The organism is Mesorhizobium sp. M0522, from assembly GCF_040321085.1.
In the GTDB taxonomy this organism is placed as follows: domain Bacteria; phylum Pseudomonadota; class Alphaproteobacteria; order Rhizobiales; family Rhizobiaceae; genus Mesorhizobium.
This window is the reverse complement of record NZ_JAMYQW010000004.1, coordinates 169,482-188,682: the sequence shown is the minus strand read 5'-3', so window position 1 is coordinate 188,682 and position 19,201 is coordinate 169,482. Positions and strand designations below refer to the sequence as shown.

Below are 19,201 nucleotides of genomic sequence, written 5' to 3'. Positions count from 1 at the left end.
ACTTTTGGGCGACATGCATTGGCATCGCTTATGCATATCGCGATGCAGCAGAGCAAGATTTTGTTGGACCGCGCCGGTCAGGGTGTGCGCAAATGCCATCGCCGGGCCATAAAGACTTGAAATGCGTCAGCCGTCGGTTACACCCGTCGGGCGATTTTGTCGGAATGGAAGCATACGGGGCGATATGCCATCACCTTTGATCCGACGCGGTATATGGGCGATCGGCGCAGCCGTCATCGTCATCGCGCTGGTTGTCGCAGCCTTGCCGTTGATCGCCTCGACCCGCATCGTACGCGACCGTATCGCGTGGGAAATGAGCGCGTGGAGCGGTTTCCGGGTCACCATCGACGGCGCGCCGCGCATCGAGGTCTGGCCGAATTTCCGGGCGATCCTGAGCGACGTGACGCTGTCGCAATGGACGGAGACGGATGCGCCGCCCGTGGTCGAGGCCGAACGGGTCGAGGTCGACCTCTCGGCCATGGCGGCGCTGCGTGGCGATGTGATGTTTTCGACGGCGCGGCTGGTACGACCGACGATCCGGGTTCAGCGTACCGCGAGCGGGTTTTTCCTGCCTGCGATTCCCAGCGGCGGGCGCATTACGCGTTCGATCGATGCTGCCCGCGCGGTGGTCAACACAAATCCCGCCAAGCCGGATCTCGGCAAGCTGCCGACAGATCCGTTCGGCACAGTCGAGTTCAGGGACGGCCGCGTAGTGGCTGCCATCGGCGGCAAGGACCAGGAGATATTGAGCAGCCTGAGCGGCCAGGCGAACTGGGCCGCGATGAACAGCAATGCGACGCTGTCGGCGACCGGGATATGGCGCGGCGAAAGTGTTGCCATCGACGCCGCATCGCCGAGCCCGCTCGTGCTGTTTGGTGGCGGTACAGCACCGGCCACATTTTCCTTCAAGGCGGCACCGGCCAGTTTTTCGTTCGACGGCCGCGCCAGCATGTCGGAGAACGGCTATTTCGACGGCCAGGCAAAATTCGCCGCACCTTCGCTCCGACGCGTGCTCGAATGGTCGCAGGCCGGCATCGCGCCCGGTGCCGCAATCGGCTCGATCTCGGTTTCAAGCAAGATCACGGCGACGGCCGGGCGCGTCAAATTTGAAAACACGGCCCTGACCCTCGACAACAACCCGGGAATGGGTGCGCTGGACTTCACCTATGGTGAGGCACTGCCGGTGATCTCCGGCACACTTGCCTTCGATACGCTCGACCTCAGATCATTTCTCTCCGCCTTTACGCCGGTACCATCCGCCGGCGGCACCGGCCCGGGCGAAATCGACACAAGCTTCGCCGACCGGATCAATCTCGATCTCAGGCTGTCGGCGGCGCATGCCACCGCCGGCGCCATCCAGCTTGCCGACGTCGCTGCCACTGCCCAGGTCAAGAACGGCCTTGCCGCCTTCGACATCTCGGATGCATCCGCCTTTGGCGGCAACGTCCAGAGCAGCGTCCGTTTCGACCGCAAGCCCGCCGGCACGGAAGTCGAGATCCGGCTGCTTGCTTCCGATATCGACGGCGGCGCTTTCGGCACCGCGGCCGGGATGACGCGGCTGGTGCCGATCGGCACTGGAACCGTTTCGGTCATCCTCAAGGGGCCTGGCAGAACCTGGGACTCGATTTTCGAAAACGCCAATGGCTCGCTGTCCGCGACGTTCGGCGCGGGTGCGCTGAGCCGGCTTAACCTGCCGGCGTTCCTCAAGCACACCGAACAGGGCGGATTCTTCGCGCTGGACGACGTCTCGGACGGAACGCTGCCGATCGACGGGGCCGAGCTCAAGGCGAGCATTTCGAACGGCGTGGCGCGCATCGACAAGGCCGAGGTGAATTCCGCGCAATACAAGATCTGGCTTTCCGGCATCGCATCCTATGCCGGACGCGGGCTGGCGCTGTCCGGCGGCATCGTCCAGCCGAGCCAAGCTGCCACGCAGACGAACGGCCAGGCGCCCAAGCAGTCGTCGTTCTTCGTCGGCGGCACGTGGAGCACGCCGTTCATCTCGCCGATAAGCCGCGGCGTTTCGGGAGAGTAGCGAGCCTTCAACCTCGCTGCGCCGCCTGCTCGTCGCGCTGGCGCTGCACCTCGCGGCGTTTGTTTGCGAGCGAAGCGATGATCACGCCAACTGCGACGACCGCGATCAGGATGGTGCACGCTGCGTTGATTTCCGGCGTCACGCCAAGGCGGACCTGGCTGTAGATCTTCATCGGCAGCGTCGTGGCGCCGGGTCCCGAGGTGAAGCTGGCAATAACCAAATCATCGAGCGACAGCGTGAAGGCCAGCATCCAGCCGGAGACGATCGCCGGCATGATAACCGGCAGCGTGATCTGGAAGAAGGTCTTCACCGGTGGCGCACCGAGATCCATCGCGGCCTCTTCCAGCGAACGATCGAAAGTGATCAGGCGCGACTGAACCACCACCGCCACGAAGCACATGGTAAGCGTGGTGTGGGCAAGCGTCACCGTCAGAAAGCCGCGGTCGAGGCCGACGGCGACGAAGAGCAGCAATAGCGACAGGCCGGTGATGACTTCCGGCATGACCAGCGGCGCAAACACCATGCCCGAAAACAGCAGCCGGCCGCGAAAGCGCGTGTAGCGTGTCAAGGTGAGCGCCGCCAGCGTGCCGAGCACGGTCGCCACCGTGGCCGAGATGACGCCGACGCGGGCCGTCACCCAGGTGGCGTCCATCAGACCCCGATTGTGGAACAGCGACACATACCATTTCGTCGAAAAGCCGCCCCAGACGGTGACCAGCTTCGACTCGTTGAAAGAGAACACAACGAGCAGGACGATCGGCAGGTAAAGAAAGGCAAAGCCGAGCACGATCGAAGTGATGTTGAAGCGGCTCCAGGTCGCATTCATTGGTCCTGCTCCTGGGCGCGCGCCTGGGCTCGCTGGAAGAGCATGATCGGCACGATCAGCAGCAGCAGCAAGATGACGGCAACCGCGGACGACACTGGCCAGTCGCGGTTGGCGAAGAACTCGTTCCACAGCGTCCTGCCGATCATCAGCGTCTGCGAGCCGCCGAGCAGGTCGGGGATGACGAACTCGCCGACAGCAGGAATGAACACCAGGAGGCAGCCGGCGATGACGCCGGGCAGCGACAGCGGAAAGGTGATCTTCCAGAAGGCGCTGGTCGGCGGGCAGCCGAGATCCTTGGCCGCCTCGATCAGAGAATGGTCCATTTTCTCCAAGGACGAATAGAGCGGCAGCACCATGAACGGCAGATAGGAGTAAACGATGCCGATGAAGATCGCCGTATAGGTGTTGAGGATGATCAGCGGCTGGCTGATGATGCCGGTGGCGAGCAGCAGCTGGTTGAGCAGGCCCTCGGGCTTGAGGATGCCAATCCAGGCGTAGACACGGATCAGGAACGAGGTCCAGAACGGCAGGATCACCAGCATCAACAAGGTCGGGCGAATCGTCGCCGGGGCGCGCGCCATGCCATAGGCTATGGGATAGCCAACCAGCAATGTCAGGACCGTCGAGATGGCGGCGACGATGACGCTCGTCACATAGGCATTGAAATACAGCGCGTCCTGCGTCAGCCAGGTATAGTTGTCGAAATTCAGTGCGCCGAATTCTGAAATAAACCCGGAAATGCCGCTGCGGAAATCAAGCACCGGCGTGTAGGGCGGCATGGCGATCGCAGTCTGCGACAGCGAAATCTTGAAGACGATGATGAAAGGGACGAGAAAGAAGAACAGCAGCCAGAGGTAGGGGACGATGATGACGAGCCGGCTAACGAAGGCCGCTCCCAGCCTGACCAAGGCGGATTTGCCGGCAGCGCTTGCCGGAGAGCTTGTTGCGGCGGTGACAGCGGACATGATCAGCTCCTACCGCGTCAGGACGACGCCGGCGTCGGGGCGGAAAGAGACCCAGGCGCGGTCGTTCCAGGTCAGCGGGTCCTCGGTGAGGCGTGCCGCGTTCATGGTGCTCGCCCGCACCACCTGACCGTCATCCAGCCTGACGTGATAGACGGTCATGTCGCCGAGATAGGCTATGTCGTAGACCTCGCCCTCGATGGCGTTGACGGCACCGGCCGGTTTCGTCGAAGACACCTTGATCTTCTCCGGCCTGATGGCGAAGGTGACGGATGTTCCGGCGGTCGCACTGCCGGCATTTTCGGTGCGGATGGTGATGCCGTTGCCGGCGTCGATGCTTGCGCTGCCGGCCTCGCCAGCCGCGATCCTGCCGTCGAACATATTCACGTTGCCGACGAAGCCGGCGACGAAGCGCGAGCCCGGCGCCTCGTAGACCTCGGCCGGCGTCGCCACCTGCATCACCTCGCCCTTGTCGATGATGGCGATGCGGTCGGCCATCGTCATCGCCTCTTCCTGATCATGGGTGACGACGACGAAGGTGAGGCCGAGGTTCTGCTGCAGGTCCATCAGCTCGAACTGGGTTTCCTCGCGCAGCTTCTTGTCCAGCGCACCAAGCGGCTCGTCGAGCAGCAGGACTTTCGGCCGCTTGGCCACCGAGCGCGCGAGCGCGACGCGCTGGCGCTGGCCACCCGACAATTGGTGCGGTTTGCGCTTGGCGAACTGCTCGAGCTTGACCAGTTTCAGCATCTCGGCGACGCGCTTGTCGATGTCGGCCTTGGCCATGCCTTCCTGCTTGAGGCCGAAGGCGATGTTGTTCTCAACCGTCATGTGCGGAAACAAGGCGTAGGACTGGAACATCATGTTGACCGGCCGCCGGTAGGGCGGAATGCCGCGCAGATCCTGGCCATCGAGCAGGATGCGGCCGGCGGTCGGCTCCTCGAAGCCGGCAAGCATCCTAAGCAGCGTCGATTTCCCGCAGCCTGAGGCCCCGAGCAAGGCAAAGAATTCGCGTTCGAAAATGGTCAGCGACAGGTTGTTGACCGCTGTGAACTCACCGAATTTCTTGGTGACGTTGTCGAACTGGATGTATGGCTTGGCGTTCGGATCGTTCCATGGCGCAAAATCCCTGCGGATGCTGCCAAGCGATTTCATGTCCCACTCCGTCCTGCTGCTTGCCCCATGAGAAAGCGGCCCCGGCAACGGCTGCCGGGGCCTGGTCAGATTGCTATTGGCCGGTGACGATCTTGGTCCAGGTGCGGGTGATGTTGCGCTGGGTCTTGGGATCGTAAGGCGATACGGTGTAGAGCTTCTGCAACGTGGCTGCATCCGGATAGATCGCCGGATCTTCCAGGATCGCCTTGTCGATGAACTGCTGCGAAGCCTTGTTGCCGTTGGCGTACAGAACGGCATTTGATGATTTGGCGATCACTTCCGGCTTCATCATGTAGTTGACGAATTCGTGTGCCTCGGCGACGTGCGGTGCATCGGCCGGGATCGCCATCTGATCAAACCATATCTGTGCCCCTTCCTTCGGCACGGAGTAGCCGATCTCGACGCCCTGCTTGGCTTCATCGGCGCGATCGCGCGCCTGGAAGATGTCGCCCGAGAAGCCGACCGCCACGCAGATGTCGCCGTTGGCCAGGGCATTGATGTATTCGGAAGAGTGGAACTTGCGGATATAGGGCCGGACCTTGAGCAGAGCCTCCTCGGCCTTGGCGATATCGTTGGCAGACGTGCTGTTCGGGTCAAGACCGAGATATTTCAGTGCCGCCGGTATCATGTCCGCCGGCGAGTCCAGCACATAGACGCCGCAGTCCTTCAATTTGGCCAGGCTTTCGGGATTGAAGAACACGTCCCAGCTGTCGATCTTGTCGGAGCCGAGCGCCGCCTGCACTTTCTTGATGTTGTAGCCGATGCCGACCGTTCCCCACATATAGTTGACCGAATATTCGTTGCCTGGGTCGTATTCATTGGTCCGTTCCGAAATAACATCCCACATGTTGGAAATATTCGGCAGTTTCGATTTGTCGAGCTTCTGGAACACACCCGCCTGGATCTGGCGTGCAAGGAAATTGCCGCTGGGCACGACGACATCGTAGCCGCTGCCGCCGGCGAGCAGTTTCGTTTCCAGGATCTCGTTGGAATCGAAAGTGTCGTAGACGACCTTGATGCCGGTTTCCTTGGTGAAGTCGTCGATGATCGAACTGTCGATATAGTCCGACCAGTTGAAGACGTTGACGACACGGTCCTCGGCATGCGCGCCCAAGGTAAAAACTGCCAGAAACGCCGAAGTCGCCGAAAGCCAGAGCGCTTTGCGGATCATGCTATTCTCCTTTGATGAGTGTTCCGTCGCCAGCTCGTCGCGGCGTCCGCGCGGCTGGGCATTTGCTTCAAGGTATTGGGCTTGCAGGCAGGCGACAAGCGCGAATTGCCGGCGCCATTATCGTTCGGCGGCGAGCCGACAGCGAAGACCTGGCGTGGCGTTGGTGGTGTTCCGACGCCGTCGGAAGCTTTCGCTACGGCGCGGGCAGGGAGACGACGATATTGTCCGGCCTCGATGCGGCCGGCATGGAGACTTGGCAAGATACGCCTGTCTTGTTGTTGCCGTGATCGCAGCCTGCCCGCGCGGCTGCGACGTTGTCAATGGTTCATCTCGCTTTGACGCGCGCACTGCATTAATTAGGTGACGGCACACCGGTGACGCCCGCTCGCGCGGGCCGCGTCTGACGCTTGAACTCGAGCCCGATATGGACGAGCAGCGCGGTGACCACGACCGCACCGCCGACGATGGTGCGCGCCGACGGCACCTCGGAATGGATGAGCCAGACCCAGATCGGGCCAAGGATAGGTTCGAACGTGCCGAGCAGCGCGGCGACGGCGGCCGGAACAAGCCGGGCTCCGGTGGCGAAGAAGGCGAGACCAAGTCCCAGATTGATCACGCCAAAGGCAAAGAGGAAGCCCATATCATGGCTGGAGACGCCCAGCGCCGACGCCTGCGATGCCGCAAAGGCGGCCGCCAGCATCGTGCCGAGGCAGGTCGCCGGCGTCATGCGCACATGGGCAAAGCGGCGCGTGATGACGGTGGCGATCGAGAACATGACAGCGATGAGCAGCGCCAGCCCGTCGCCGATCGGCGACACCGCGCCATCGAGCGATTCCGACACCATGATGGCGACGCCGACAATGACGGCGGCGATCGCCACCCAGGTCGCCACCGCCACCCGTTCGCGAAACAGCGCCCAGGCAAACAGCGCCGCCAGAAGCGGCACGCCGGCCTGCATCAACAGGATGTTGGCGACGGTGGTATAGGCAAGCGCCACGACGAAAGAGGTCGACGCCGTGGCGAAGCAGAACGCCACCGCAAGGCCGGCCAGGCCCATGCCGCGAAACAGCTTCAGCGTGCCACGCCAGCCGTCGCGCCAGACCATGAAGCAGAGCAGGAAGGCGGCGGCCCAGACCGAGCGCCAGAACACCACCGTCCAGCTGTCGGCGTTGTCGATGAAGCGCGCAATGCTGCCGCCGAAGCTCCACATCAACGCCGACAGGAATACCAGCAGGAAGCCGACGCGTTCCCCTTGCGGCGACACGATCGGCGAAGCGGCAACCGGAGATGATGCGGTATCGGTCATGGGTACGACTGTCGGCGAATTCGGAGCAGCACGATGTGCAATGGACGACAGAGACGTGCCTAATTCGCGTAACGCAAAGCAGAAGGCCGGGCGTGATCCAGTTCGATGTTCCCTTTGGCGCACTGATGACGGCGCCTCGCCCCTCGCCCGGCGATGATCCGAGGCGACCTGTCGATGATGCGTTACGAGGTGCTCTTGTTGCCGCGGATAAAACGCCAGAGACCGGCCAGCGGAATCAGCAGGAGCAGGCCAAACTTTTTCAGCGCGATCAGCGCCACGACCAGAAAACCTGCTTTCGCCGCCAGCTTGCCGGCAATCAGGCCACCGACGCCAATCGCCGCAACCGTATCGACGCCCGGCACGAAATCGGCGTATGTCTTGCCGGTATTGAAGTCCGCGAGGCCAAGCACTTCATCCAGGCTTTGCCTTATCTCCGGCAATTGTTCCACCGTCGCGATATAGCTCATCACGAAGACGCCCTCCCTGCCAAGGAAACGGACGTCGTAGTTGAGCGTATGGGCGGCATCGTTGCCAAATTGCAGCTCCTTGGCCCAGTGCAGGCGCTTGTGGGCCGCGTCATAAACCGGCGGCGACGCCCAGCCGATCAGCGTAATGGGCGCATAGCCATCCTTTACCCTCTGATCGTTGCCGGACAGAGTGTCTGACTGCATGTTGCGCAGCAGTTCATTGTAATCGATGGACGCGGCGTCGCTGTCGTCGACGTAACCGATCTTTTCCCAGCGCAGCTCTATCCCCCAATTGTTGTCGGCAATGGGATCATGGGAGACTGGAAAGATCATGCCGAGGGCATCGGAACCAGAGTCGGGCGGATTGCCCCAGGCTTCGGTGAGTACGGAGAGCGTGTCTTTCTTGTCCAGAAAATAGAACTTGTCCTTGAGGTCGAGATGGATGCCTTCGGCAAGATTTATCGCGCCGGTCTTCGGATCGATCTTGTCCAGGAACGCCTTGCCGGCATCATTATAGTGTTGATAGGAATTGAAGAAATCCGAGGACTTTTCAGCCAAAGCGGGATCGGCGGAAAACGCGAGCGCCAAGCCAAGCCAAAAAACTGTCCTGCCCATCATTGATCCCCCGACCGTTGCGCAGTTCTTTTTTTTGATACCGTACCCGTCAATGCTGAATCAATATTCGGCTGAATCAATATTTTGGCTGAACCAATATTTTGGCCGGCAACCGCGAACCAGCTTACTGGTTGCCGCCGCAGGAACAGATGAGGTCCTTTGGTCGAAGATTCAGCCGCAATATTGCTGGAGCCGAATCACTGGAAATCGAACGCCGACAGTCCCGTGACCATCTCGTCGAGGCCGAGCGGACGTGTAACGGGTGGCTCGGCGCGGGCGAGGCAGCCGATGCGTTCGCACAGCCGGCAGGCAGGGCCGACCGGCGTCGCCAGCGCAGCGGCGCTCTGTCCGGTCTTGCCGATCGCGGCCGGCCCCGGCAATGCCGCTCCATAGACGACCTCGTCGCGAAAACCGATGTCGCAGCCGAGCAGCAGCGCCGTGCGCCGCGGTCGCTCGGCAAACGAGCCCTGCGGCCCTTCGAGCGTGCGGGCAATGCAGAGAAACGCCGCGCCGTCGGGCATTTCCACTGCCTCGACCAGGATCTGGCCGGGCTGGGCGAAGGCGGCATGGACCGGCAGCCTCGGACAGCCGCCGCCGAAGCGGCTTTGCGGAAAGCCGTGGCTGCCCGCCTTGCGGAACCGATTGCCGGCACTGTCGACCTCGAGCATGAAGAACGGCACACCTGACGCACCCGGCCGCTGCAGCGTGGCCAGCCGGTTCGCCGCCTGCTCGAAGGAAACGCCGAAGCGCGACCGCAACATGTCTATATCGTAGCGGGTGCGGACCGCAGCGGCGTGAAAAGGCTGATAGGGCATCATCAGAGCGTGCGCGGCATAGCGGCCGAGCTCGAAACGCGCCAGCCGGCGGGCTTCGTCCGTGGTCAGCTTCAGCGCCTGGATCTCGGCGGCGACAGCGACGCTCATGCGGATCAGGCAGGCCTCCATAGCCACCTCGCGCAGCTGATCGAATGGCGACAGCCGCTCGGACAGGAACAGGCGTTGCGAGTGACGGTCATAGCGACGGCGCCAGTTGGGCATGGTGGCGACCGGCAGTACCTTGACGACGATGCCGAATTCACGCCGCAGCCAAGCCTTCAACGCACTGAACAGATCGTCGCCAGGATCGAGCACCGACGTGAATGCCTCGGCTTCCTCTTCGAGCGCGGCAAAATGGTTCGGCCGGCGTTCGAAAATCTCATGCACCTCGTCGATCGGCAGCCGGGCACCGGAGAGTGCGGTCGCCTTGCCCTCACGCGCGAGCAGCTCGTTGAGATCCGATAATCGCTTGGCCTGCTCGCGATAGGCGCGAAACAGTTTTATGACAGCGGCGGAAGCGTTGGGCGCCGCCTCGGCAAGCTCGATGAGTTCCTGGTCGCCCGGCAGTTCGCCGGCCAGCAGCGGATCTGAAAACACTTCCTTCAAATCGGCGACCGACCCCCTCGCCTCGCCCTGCAATTCATGTGGGTCGACCTTGTAGACGGTTGCCAGCCTCAGGATCAGTTGCACCGTCAGCGGCCGCTGGTTGCGCTCGATGAGATTGAGATAGGACGGCGAGATGCCGAGCCCTTCGGCCATCGCCGTCTGGGTCAGCCCCTTGGCGTTGCGGATGCGACGAATGCGCGGCCCGGCAAAGATTTTGTGGTCGGCCAATCGACTGCCCTTGACAGAAATTTACATCCGCCAATGGCATGGCGGCCTTTACAATCATGACAGATTTACAGCTCTCATCAGTCAAACACAACACAGGTTTTCCCTTATTTTATGACTGATCAGGAGGTTTACCTCGCTTGCGTCGTGCCGACGTGTAAATGATGTCACATATGGCGCACATATTTTCCCTCTGCAACGCCTTCCTAAACCGGCATCAAAACCGCCTGGAGTGATCAATGACCGACTTTTACAACCTCGTCCCCTCGGCGCCGCAAGGCCGCTTTGATGACATCGAAAGGCCCTATTCGCCGGACGACGTGAAGCGGCTGCGCGGCTCGGTGCAGATCCGGCAGAGCCTCGCCGAAATGGGGGCAAACCGGCTGTGGCAGCTCATCCATGAAGGGGATTTCGTCAACGCGCTGGGTGCCATGTCGGGCAACCAGGCGATGCAGCAGGTGCGGGCCGGGCTGAAAGCGATCTATCTGTCAGGATGGCAGGTCGCCGCTGATGCCAATACCGCTTCCTCCATGTACCCGGACCAGTCGCTTTATCCCGCAAATGCCGCGCCCGAACTGGTCAAGCGCATAAACCGCACCTTACAGCGCGCCGACCAGATCGAGACTTCGGAAGGCAACGGGCTGTCGGTCGACACCTGGTTCGCGCCGATCGTCGCCGACGCGGAAGCCGGCTTCGGCGGCCCGCTCAACGCCTTCGAGATCATGAAGGCGTTCATCGAGGCGGGTGCGGCCGGCGTCCATTACGAGGACCAGCTGGCTTCGGAGAAGAAATGCGGCCATCTCGGCGGCAAGGTACTGATCCCGACCGCCGCACACATCCGCAACCTCAACGCCGCGCGGCTTGCCGCCGACGTCATGGGCACGCCGACGCTGGTCGTGGCGCGCACCGACGCTGAAGCGGCAAAGCTCTTGATCTCCGACATCGACGAACGCGACCAGCCCTTCGTCGATTATGGCGCCGGCCGCACGGCGGAGGGCTTCTACCATGTCAGCAACGGCATCGAGCCCTGCATCGCCCGCGCCGTCGCCTATGCGCCCTATGCGGACCTGATCTGGTGCGAGACTTCCAAGCCCGATCTGGCGCAGGCCAGGACGTTTGCCGAAGGCGTGCGCAAGCATCATCCAGGCAAGCTGCTTGCCTATAATTGCTCGCCGTCTTTCAACTGGAAGAAGAATCTCGATGACGCGACGATTGCGAACTTCCAGAAGGAACTCGGCGCCATCGGTTACAAGTTCCAGTTCATTACGCTGGCCGGTTTCCACCAGCTCAACTTCGGCATGTTCGAGCTCGCCCGCGGCTACAAGGAGCGGCAGATGGCCGCCTATTCGGAACTGCAGGAGGCGGAATTCGCCGCAGAAGCCAATGGCTACACCGCCACCAAGCACCAGCGCGAGGTCGGCACCGGCTATTTCGACGCCGTCTCGATGGCGATCACCGGTGGCCAGTCTTCGACCACGGCCATGCGTGGATCGACCGAGCACGCCCAGTTCAGGCCGGCGGCGGAATAGCGGGGTAGCAGACAAACAGAGGGAACGCCCAAACGGGCATGGCAACACAACAGGCATGGCAACACAGGGAGAAGACCAATGGCTTCGATAAGCCGCGTCAAGGAACGGGCCGAAGAGCAGGCCACCAGCATGAATGTCGACCAGCAGGCAACCATCCGAATGCTGGCGAACGATCTGCACAGGCTCAATCAGTCGGTGATGAAGGCGGTCGAGGCCGGCGTCTCGGTCGAGCTGGTGCGCTCGGCACGACACCATGGCGGCGACGGCAACTGGGGCGATCTGCTGATCCCGGTCATCGTCACGCAACGGAGCCACGACTGATGAATTCTACCGCACCGCGCCTTTTTTGAGCGCATGTTATCGCACCCCGCACGCCGCGGCTTTGCCTAATCCGGCAGAGCCGCTAATGCAACGATTTCAATGACAAGATCAGGCTGCGCAAGCGCTGCAACGCCAATAACTTCCGAGGGCGGCGGGTTGTTGTAGCTGCAGTGCTTCGGGCAGTGCACCGCAAAGAATTCGTCCAAGACGTCCAGGCGGAAATTGGGAGAGCTCAGCACGCCGCCATCTGGAAATGGCTCCTTAACAAAGAAGGTCAGCCGGATGAGATGCTCGAGCGCACTGCCAAGCTCCTCCAGATCTGATTTGATATTGGTGAGAATTGCGCGCCACTGTGCCGCTGCATCGCCAATGGCGGCGCCGCCGCTTTTGCCGATCGGATCGTAGTCGTCGGCCGTCGCGGTGTTTCCGGAAAGGTAGACAAACCCCTTTGCGCCGGTAACGACCGTACCCTTTCCCCATGGCATCAACCGGCCATTTTTGAATTTCTTGTGAGTCACGAGTTCCATCGTCATCTCCCGTCGGTCAAAGAGACGTGCTTAGCCAACGAGGAAGGGTAGTCCGGCGAGGCGATACGACAAGCTGGCGACAGGCCTGACTCGCCTTCGTCCAACCTTACGTCAACCCGGCTGCGGCTGTGAGTTGGTGCGTTCGCGCTGCAAAGCCAAACTTAGCTGAGCCTGCCCGGTTGTGGTGGCAACTTCTTCTTCGGGCGGCGGCAAAGAAAAGCACTTAATTTTAATTTTAATGTTTCTTGCGATATTCTCCTGATACGCCATTTGAGCTTGACATGAGCAGTGATCTCACGCCAATTACCTCTCGAGTTTCAACCCTGCATTGAAACATTGAACAACGGCCTGCCCCGCCATGTGCCCAGCGAATCGCGATATCGAGACTGCAAAACAGCTGCCTTTTGTCAGCCGGGACATGGAGACGCGGATGCTCCCGGATTTCTCGCGGGTGCTGGTGGTCGGAAAATCACCGATCAACCGCGTCGTGGTTTCAAAAATCGTGGAGCGGTCCGGCCTCAAACCGATCTCGGAAACTCCCGAAACCGCGGCAAAGGCCTTGCACGCGCTGATTCCCGGGACTGTCGTTCTCGACGGCGGTGCGGAGAATGGGGACTGCGACGCCTTGCTGTCGGGTATCGATGCACTGCGAAGGGCGTCAGGCAGATCGCTTCCGTCGGTGATCCTGCTTTCAGTCAAGACCGGCACGCCGGAGAGCCTGGGCCTGTCCAGCGTCATCGATGCAGTGGTCGTCAAGCCGATCACCACCGAACGGCTGCAGCCGGTGATCGACCGGCTGATCGCAATTAGCCGCAATTGACGCCTACCGTGATGCCTCGGCTGCAGACCTGATCAATCAATCTCGCCGATACGCTCGATCAAGCCCGGCAGTTCACCGAGATTGGCTACCTGGCGAAAGCGTGGTGCCGAGACCGGCGCCTCGACATGTTCCAGCACCCAGGTCAGCTCATGCGGAACGTGGATGCCCCAACTGCCGGCTTCGATGGCCGGCACGACGTCCGATTTGAGCGAGTTGCCGACCATCATGCCCTTTTCCGGGCCGTCGCCGTGGCGGCTGAAGATGCGGCTATAGATGGCCGCGCTCTTGTCGCTGACGATCTCGACGGCATCAAACAGCTCGCCCAGCCCGGATTGCGCCAGCTTGCGTTCCTGGTCGAACAGGTCGCCCTTGGTGATCAGCACCAGGCGGTAGGCGCCGGCCAGCTTTTCCACGGTTTCGCGCGCATGCGGAAGCGGCTCGATCGGATGGTTGAGCATCTCGCGGCCCGCGGCGAGAATTTCGGCGATAGTCGAGGCCGGCACCTGGCCGTTGGTGACCTCGATCGCCGTCTCGATCATCGACAGCGTGAACCCCTTGATGCCGAAGCCGTAGACCGCGAGGTTGCGCTTCTCGGCCTCCAGCAATCTTGCTGAAATCCGGTCCTCCTCGGCGTGATCGGCGAGCAGTGCGGCAAAGCGCTTCTCGGTCACGCGGAAGAACTGTTCGTTCTGCCACAGCGTGTCATCGGCGTCGAAGCCGATCGTCGTCAGTTTGCGGCTGTGTTGCATGGGGACCATTAATTGCAGCGTTGCGGGAGGCCGACCCTAGACCAGGAGGCTTTTATCCGAAAGTCGTTGTGTTCCCCCGGTTATCGAGGCGCACGCCAGCCGGCTCCCCTTCCCTTTCGTCGTCGGCAACGGCTATACTCCACAATCTGCAACAAATCTGGTGATTGATGCCGCCTGCAAAAAAGGAAGTCCGTCCGTCGAGCCGCGGAGGACGCGCCCGCACGCCTGCCTTCGTGAAAAACCAACGTGGCGTCAAGAACTGGAAGGAAGTCAGCGCCTGGCTGGAATGGCGCGGCATCGAAGATATCGAATGCATCACACCCGACCAGGCCGGGGTTGCGCGCGGCAAGATGATGCCATCGAAGAAGTTCACCTCCAACACCTCGCTGGCGCTGCCTTCGGCGGTGTTCATGACAACGATTTCCGGCGGCTATCCGGAGGACGGCAACGGCTTCCACTATCCGGAGGACGACGGCGACCTCAAGCTGATGCCTGACCTCTCGACGCTGACGGTGGTGCCGTGGGAGGAGGACCCTACCGCGGCGGTTATCTGCGACCTCGTCCACCAGGACGGCCGCTCGGTCGAGTTCACGCCGCGCAACGTGCTGAAGCGCGTGCTTGCCGCCTATGACAAGCGTGGGCTGAGGCCGGTCGTGGCACCCGAGATCGAGTTCTACCTGGTGCGCAAGAACCCCGATCCGGACTATCCGCTGACCCCGCCGGTAGGTCGATCGGGACGGCCGATCGGCGGCGGCGCCGGCTATTCGATCGCCGGGGTTAACGAATTCGACGAATTGATCGACGACATCTACCATTTCTCTGAAAGCCAGGGCCTGGAGATCGACACGCTGATCCACGAGGAGGGCGCCGGCCAGCTCGAAATCAATCTGCGTCACGGCGATCCGATCGAGCTCGCCGACCAGGTGTTCATGTTCAAGCGAACCATCCGCGAGGCGGCGCTCAAGCACGAGATCTACGCCACGTTTATGGCCAAGCCGATCCAAGGGCAGCCCGGTTCGGCCATGCATATCCATCAGTCGATCATCGACAAGAAGACCGGCAAGAACGTTTTTTCGGCGGAGGACGGCTCGGAGACCGAGGCCTTCTTCCATTTCATCGGCGGCATGCAGAAACATGTGCCCAACGCGCTGGTGATGTTTGCGCCCTACGTCAATTCCTACCGGCGGCTGACGCAGTCGGCCTCGGCGCCGGTCAACAACAAATGGGGCTACGACAACCGCACCACGGCCTTCCGCGTGCCCCGCTCCGACCCGGCGGCGCGGCGCGTCGAAAACCGCATTCCCTCCTCTGACGCCAACCCCTATCTGGCGATGGCGGCATCGCTCGCCTGCGGGCTGATCGGCATGACCAACAAGATCCAGGCCGAGCCGCCGGTTCTGACGACCGCCAACGAGGACCAGATCGACCTGCCGCGCAGCCTGCTCGAAGCCGTCGACCTGTTCGAGGCCGACGAGGAACTCTGCGCCCTGCTCGGCAAGTCATTTGCCGCCACCTATACGGCGATCAAGCGAGCGGAATTCGAGACCTTCATGGAAGTGATCAGCCCGTGGGAGAGGGAGTATTTGCTGCTGAATGTGTGAAGGGGGTGAATGGTGAATGGTGAATGGTGAATGGTGAATGGTGAATGGTTGAGATGAAAAATGTTTTCGCCGGCGGCAAGCGGGCCGCTTTGTATTCTATTCACCATTCACCATTCACCATTCACCGTATTCACCGCTGCCGAATGGCGGCGCGCCTATGATTTACCAATCCCCAATCTCCCCCGGCCGCTCCTGGTACGAAGACACGGCCGGGCCAAGGCCAGAATATCCGGCGCTCGACGGCGACCGGACATGCGATGTGGTGATTGTCGGCGGCGGCTTTACCGGTCTGTCGGCGGCGGCTCATCTCGCTAAGACAGGCGCGGATGTCGTGCTTATCGAAACGCATCGTTTCGGTGACGGCGCATCGGGCCGCAATGGTGGCCAGCTCGGCACCGGACAACGGGCCTGGGCCGAGGAACTGGAAGCGGAATACGGCTTTTCCCGCGCCAAGGCGCTGTTCGACCTGGCCGAAGAGGCCAAGGCGCATCTGCTCGACTTTGCCGCGATGCACCAGATCGAGATCGACTATATGCCCGGCCAGATGTCGGTGGCGCACAAGAAGCGCTATGTCGACGACTACAAGGCGCATGCCGACATCATGGCGAGCCGTTTCGGCTATCCGCACATCTCATTCATGGATGCCGCGGAGACAGCCGAGCGGCTGGGCTCGACGCATTATTTCGGCGGCACCCGCGACACCGGCACCGGCCACATCCATCCGCTGAAACTGGTCATCGGCACCGCAAAGGTGGCGGCAGAGGCCGGCGCAAAGCTATTCGAGCAGACGTCATCAACCGGCATCACCTCCAGCGGCGGCAAGGTGAGGGTTGTGACGCCGAAGGGCACGATCGCCGCCGCTAAATGCCTGATCGGGGTCAATGCCTATGGCGGTACGCTCGAACCGGTGAGTGCCGCGCATATCATGCCGATCGGCTCCTTCATCGGCGCGACGGTACTGCTGGGAGCCGATTCCAAAGTACTACCGGGTGGCGAGGCGGTCGACGATTCGCGCTTCGTCGTGCGCTATTTCCGCAAATCGAAGGATGGGCGGCTGCTGTTTGGCGGGCGCGAGATCTATGCGGTCAACGATCCCAAGGACATCCACATCCACATCCGCCGGCAGATTGCCGAGATTTATCCGGCACTGAAGGACGTCGAGATCACCCATGGCTGGGGCGGCTATGTCGGCATCACCGTGCCGAGAAAGCCGTTCGTGCGCGAAGTGATGCCCAATGTGACCTCGATCGGCGGTTATTCCGGCCACGGCGTCATGCTGTCGAACTTTTTCGGCAAGCTTTATGCCGAGACGGTCGCCGGCAACCGCGACCGGCTGAAGCTGATCGAGGACCTGAAAATTCCACCCTTCCCCGGCGGCCGGCGTTTGCGCGCGCCACTGCTCTTTCTTGCGCTCAACTGGTACGCGTTGCGGGACAGGATTTAACCAGACGTCGCAGAATCCTTAACCAGGGCGCAGAATTCCCGCCAAGGGCGCAGTGATGCCACAATCGCGGGCGAAAGATGATGCTCGTGGGCAGCTGAACGGGGAATTTTTGCGGGCCTGCCCGCTTTTGGTTTGGGACCGATGCCGATCGAAATGCCGGCTCTCCGGCATGGGTCGTAAGAACATCGGCCCGCAAATGGAGGTGGCAAGTGTGAGAGAGCCCTTCAGTTTCGGCGCGCCGGAACGACGGCGCCTTGCGATGCAATTCGGTTACGATATGCGGCCGACGTTCTGGCACGGGGTCCGGTCGAACGCGCATCTGGTGATAGCCGCGCTTGGCACGGCCGCACTGCTCGGCGTTGCCGCGGTGGCACTGTGGCTGGCATTGCCGGCAAATGAGCGGCAAGCGGCCGCAAGTCCTGAGCAGATCGTTCCGACCATCCCGGTCAAGACGACGAAGATCATGCCTGCCAAGCTTGCTGCGGCGCCGCGGACGACGGGCAAGGCAGATGCGGTTTCCCCAGCGGTGGCCGCAGCGGAAGCCGAGATACCAGCGCTGGCTCCCAATGATCCGCGCTGGACGGGGCCAAAGACAGCATCGGCCGCCGCCACGGCAGCATCCGACCAGCTGGCAAGCCAGACCGAGCAGGCGACCGATAAATCGTCTGCTTCGGTGGCATTCGCCGACCCGGCAGCAAAACCCGACGCTGCGGCATTGTTTGCCAAGGTCGCGGCTCCCGGCAGCTCAACGAAAAACAGCGGGCCCGATGGCGCGCAGACCGCCGCCATCCCCACGCCCAAGCCGCAACTGCCGACGCAGACCGCGAGCGAAGACGACAACAGCACCAAGGCAAAATCCGGAAAAGCCAATACTGCCGGTACCGGACGCATCCTGAGATCCGTCACCATGCGCACCGGCCCAAAAAAGAATGCGGCCGCCATTCTCACCGTGCCGGCCAAGACCTCGGTGCAAGTGATGAGCTGCAAGCAATGGTGCCAGATCGTCTACAACGGCAAGCGCGGATGGATCTACAAGAGCTACGTCAAAACCGGGGCGTAGGGCCGGCAGAGCGATTGCGGGTCGCTCGCCATCAGCCGGTCCTCCGCCGGATAACCGGACCGTTCAAATACAACGCCCGCCGTCGACTTCCAGCGCCACGCCGGTGATGAAAGCCGCCTCGTCCGAAGCGAGCCAAAGCGCGGCATTGGCTATGTCGAGCGGCGTCGAAAGCCGGCCGAGCGGGATCGACGCGCGGAACTTCTCGCGGATCTCGGGTGTGTCGGCGCCCATGAATTTCGCGAGCATGCCGGTCTCGCCGGCAACTGGGCAGAGGCAGTTGACGCGGATGTTCTTCGGCGCGAGTTCCACCGCCATCGATTTGGTCGCGGTGATCGCCCAGCCCTTCGATGCATTGTACCAGGTGAGGCCGGGCCGCGGTCTGATACCGGCCGTGGAGGCCGTCGTCAGGATGACGCCACCGCCTTGCCGCTCCATCACCGGTACCACGGCAAGCGCTGCGTGGTAGATCGCCTTCATGTTGACTGACGTGATCAGGTCGAAGGTCGCCTCGTCGACTTCCAGCATGTCACCGTTGCGATGGGTATAACCGGCGTTGTTGACCATGATGTCGATGCGGCCGAAGGCGCTCATTGCAGCATGGACCATGTCGTCGAATTCGGACCGCAGCGAGACGTCGGTCTGGGTCCAGATCGCCTTTTCGCCGATCTCGCCGGCAACGCGCTCTGCGCCCTTGGCGTTCAGATCGGCGACGACTACGCGCGCGCCCTCCTCGGCAAAGCGCCTGGCCATGCCCTCGCCAAAACCCGAGGCAGCGCCGGTGATGATGGCGACCTTGTTTTTGAGGCGCATGCTTTTCTCACTCATCGTTGAAGACGATCGAAAACGCGTTTGGCCATGGCCATCGAAAGATGTGTGTCCATTGCCGATTTCTCGTTTGGCTTTCGCCTTGATCCCGCTCTATGCTGCACCTGCGAACGCTCCCGGAAGCATCGCTTGCCGACAAGCCTCC

At 61.8% G+C, this 19,201-nt stretch carries 18 protein-coding genes; 7 read left to right on the top strand and 11 right to left on the bottom strand.

The window, feature by feature from the left end:
• Positions 1-184 precede the first annotated feature (184 nt).
• Entirely contained in the window at positions 185-2,035 is a 1,851-nt protein-coding gene (locus NKI58_RS07565) for an AsmA family protein (protein WP_352577545.1), read from the top strand.
• Between the two features lie 7 nt (positions 2,036-2,042).
• Here NKI58_RS07565 and NKI58_RS07560 read toward each other — a convergent pair whose 3' ends face one another.
• From NKI58_RS07560 to NKI58_RS07530, 7 genes are all read right to left on the bottom strand, one after another.
• Positions 2,043-2,861, bottom strand: coding sequence for an ABC transporter permease (locus NKI58_RS07560; RefSeq protein ID WP_352577544.1), 819 nt, complete (start codon positions 2,859-2,861; stop codon positions 2,043-2,045).
• On the bottom strand, positions 2,858-3,826 hold the full coding sequence (locus tag NKI58_RS07555; protein ID WP_352577543.1) for an ABC transporter permease subunit: 969 nt from the start codon (positions 3,824-3,826) through the stop codon (positions 2,858-2,860). Before NKI58_RS07555 ends, NKI58_RS07560 begins: the two co-directional genes overlap by 4 nt.
• A gap of 9 nt (positions 3,827-3,835) precedes the next feature.
• Positions 3,836-4,975, bottom strand: a complete 1,140-nt coding sequence (locus tag NKI58_RS07550) for an ABC transporter ATP-binding protein (RefSeq protein ID WP_352577542.1) — start codon at positions 4,973-4,975, stop codon at positions 3,836-3,838.
• Between the two features lie 73 nt (positions 4,976-5,048).
• Positions 5,049-6,146, bottom strand: coding sequence for a polyamine ABC transporter substrate-binding protein (locus NKI58_RS07545; RefSeq protein WP_352783629.1), 1,098 nt, complete (start codon positions 6,144-6,146; stop codon positions 5,049-5,051).
• A 352-nt stretch (positions 6,147-6,498) separates the two neighbouring features.
• A complete protein-coding gene (locus NKI58_RS07540; protein ID WP_023677450.1) occupies positions 6,499-7,452 on the bottom strand; it encodes a DMT family transporter in 954 nt (317 codons plus the stop codon).
• Between the two features lie 182 nt (positions 7,453-7,634).
• Complete coding sequence (locus NKI58_RS07535) at positions 7,635-8,534, bottom strand: DUF2167 domain-containing protein (RefSeq protein ID WP_352571625.1); 900 nt, start codon at positions 8,532-8,534, stop codon at positions 7,635-7,637.
• Between the two features lie 197 nt (positions 8,535-8,731).
• Positions 8,732-10,183, bottom strand: a complete 1,452-nt coding sequence (locus tag NKI58_RS07530) for a helix-turn-helix domain-containing protein (RefSeq protein ID WP_352783627.1) — start codon at positions 10,181-10,183, stop codon at positions 8,732-8,734.
• 236 nt (positions 10,184-10,419) lie between these two features.
• Here NKI58_RS07530 and aceA point away from each other — a divergent pair, with 236 nt between their 5' ends.
• A complete protein-coding gene (gene aceA, locus NKI58_RS07525; RefSeq protein WP_352783625.1) occupies positions 10,420-11,709 on the top strand; it encodes an isocitrate lyase in 1,290 nt (429 codons plus the stop codon).
• 78 nt (positions 11,710-11,787) lie between these two features.
• A complete protein-coding gene (locus NKI58_RS07520; RefSeq protein ID WP_023719402.1) occupies positions 11,788-12,030 on the top strand; it encodes an SMc00767 family acetate metabolism repressor in 243 nt (80 codons plus the stop codon).
• Positions 12,031-12,095: 65 nt separating this feature from the next.
• Here NKI58_RS07520 and NKI58_RS07515 read toward each other — a convergent pair whose 3' ends face one another.
• Positions 12,096-12,557: a RidA family protein gene (locus NKI58_RS07515; protein WP_352783623.1), complete on the bottom strand. Its 462-nt coding sequence runs from the start codon at positions 12,555-12,557 to the stop codon at positions 12,096-12,098.
• 111 nt (positions 12,558-12,668) lie between these two features.
• Positions 12,669-12,827 carry a hypothetical protein gene (locus NKI58_RS07510; RefSeq protein ID WP_352783621.1) on the bottom strand — a complete coding sequence of 53 codons (159 nt, stop codon included), beginning with the start codon at positions 12,825-12,827 and terminating at the stop codon, positions 12,669-12,671.
• A gap of 160 nt (positions 12,828-12,987) precedes the next feature.
• On the opposite strand from NKI58_RS07510, the gene NKI58_RS07505 reads away from it, so the two are divergent.
• The gene (locus tag NKI58_RS07505; protein WP_245274728.1) at positions 12,988-13,377 is read left to right on the top strand and encodes an ANTAR domain-containing protein; all 390 of its coding nucleotides are present in this window, start codon (positions 12,988-12,990) and stop codon (positions 13,375-13,377) included.
• Positions 13,378-13,409: 32 nt separating this feature from the next.
• Here NKI58_RS07505 and NKI58_RS07500 read toward each other — a convergent pair whose 3' ends face one another.
• On the bottom strand, positions 13,410-14,126 hold the full coding sequence (locus NKI58_RS07500; RefSeq protein ID WP_352783618.1) for an HAD family hydrolase: 717 nt from the start codon (positions 14,124-14,126) through the stop codon (positions 13,410-13,412).
• A 167-nt stretch (positions 14,127-14,293) separates the two neighbouring features.
• Between NKI58_RS07500 and NKI58_RS07495 the strand changes: the two genes are divergently transcribed.
• The 3 genes from NKI58_RS07495 (at position 14,294) to NKI58_RS07485 (ending at position 18,231) form a co-directional block, all read left to right on the top strand.
• A complete protein-coding gene (locus tag NKI58_RS07495; protein WP_352783617.1) occupies positions 14,294-15,727 on the top strand; it encodes a glutamine synthetase family protein in 1,434 nt (477 codons plus the stop codon).
• Positions 15,728-15,884: 157 nt separating this feature from the next.
• Positions 15,885-17,171, top strand: coding sequence for an NAD(P)/FAD-dependent oxidoreductase (locus NKI58_RS07490; RefSeq protein ID WP_352783616.1), 1,287 nt, complete (start codon positions 15,885-15,887; stop codon positions 17,169-17,171).
• A gap of 259 nt (positions 17,172-17,430) precedes the next feature.
• Positions 17,431-18,231 (top strand): SH3 domain-containing protein, encoded by an 801-nt coding sequence (locus NKI58_RS07485; protein ID WP_352783614.1) that lies wholly within the window; start codon positions 17,431-17,433, stop codon positions 18,229-18,231.
• Between the two features lie 63 nt (positions 18,232-18,294).
• Here NKI58_RS07485 and NKI58_RS07480 read toward each other — a convergent pair whose 3' ends face one another.
• Complete coding sequence (locus NKI58_RS07480; protein WP_023677438.1) at positions 18,295-19,041, bottom strand: SDR family oxidoreductase; 747 nt, start codon at positions 19,039-19,041, stop codon at positions 18,295-18,297.
• Between the last annotated feature and the right edge of the window lie 160 nt (positions 19,042-19,201).

Excerpts from the sequence above, each read along its gene's own strand:
- NKI58_RS07565 (WP_352577545.1), top strand. The coding sequence starts at position 185 with ATGCCATCACCTTTGATCCGACGCGGTATATGGGCGATCGGCGCAGCC.
- NKI58_RS07560 (WP_352577544.1), bottom strand. The coding sequence starts at position 2,861 with ATGAATGCGACCTGGAGCCGCTTCAACATCACTTCGATCGTGCTCGGC.
- NKI58_RS07555 (WP_352577543.1), bottom strand. The coding sequence starts at position 3,826 with ATGTCCGCTGTCACCGCCGCAACAAGCTCTCCGGCAAGCGCTGCCGGC.
- NKI58_RS07550 (WP_352577542.1), bottom strand. The coding sequence starts at position 4,975 with ATGAAATCGCTTGGCAGCATCCGCAGGGATTTTGCGCCATGGAACGAT.
- NKI58_RS07545 (WP_352783629.1), bottom strand. The coding sequence starts at position 6,146 with ATGATCCGCAAAGCGCTCTGGCTTTCGGCGACTTCGGCGTTTCTGGCA.
- NKI58_RS07540 (WP_023677450.1), bottom strand. The coding sequence starts at position 7,452 with ATGACCGATACCGCATCATCTCCGGTTGCCGCTTCGCCGATCGTGTCG.
- NKI58_RS07535 (WP_352571625.1), bottom strand. The coding sequence starts at position 8,534 with ATGGGCAGGACAGTTTTTTGGCTTGGCTTGGCGCTCGCGTTTTCCGCC.
- aceA (WP_352783625.1), top strand. The coding sequence starts at position 10,420 with ATGACCGACTTTTACAACCTCGTCCCCTCGGCGCCGCAAGGCCGCTTT.
- NKI58_RS07520 (WP_023719402.1), top strand. The coding sequence starts at position 11,788 with ATGGCTTCGATAAGCCGCGTCAAGGAACGGGCCGAAGAGCAGGCCACC.
- NKI58_RS07515 (WP_352783623.1), bottom strand. The coding sequence starts at position 12,557 with ATGGAACTCGTGACTCACAAGAAATTCAAAAATGGCCGGTTGATGCCA.
- NKI58_RS07510 (WP_352783621.1), bottom strand. The coding sequence starts at position 12,827 with ATGGCGTATCAGGAGAATATCGCAAGAAACATTAAAATTAAAATTAAG.
- NKI58_RS07505 (WP_245274728.1), top strand. The coding sequence starts at position 12,988 with ATGCTCCCGGATTTCTCGCGGGTGCTGGTGGTCGGAAAATCACCGATC.
- NKI58_RS07500 (WP_352783618.1), bottom strand. The coding sequence starts at position 14,126 with ATGCAACACAGCCGCAAACTGACGACGATCGGCTTCGACGCCGATGAC.
- NKI58_RS07495 (WP_352783617.1), top strand. The coding sequence starts at position 14,294 with ATGCCGCCTGCAAAAAAGGAAGTCCGTCCGTCGAGCCGCGGAGGACGC.
- NKI58_RS07490 (WP_352783616.1), top strand. The coding sequence starts at position 15,885 with ATGATTTACCAATCCCCAATCTCCCCCGGCCGCTCCTGGTACGAAGAC.
- NKI58_RS07485 (WP_352783614.1), top strand. The coding sequence starts at position 17,431 with ATGCAATTCGGTTACGATATGCGGCCGACGTTCTGGCACGGGGTCCGG.
- NKI58_RS07480 (WP_023677438.1), bottom strand. The coding sequence starts at position 19,041 with ATGCGCCTCAAAAACAAGGTCGCCATCATCACCGGCGCTGCCTCGGGT.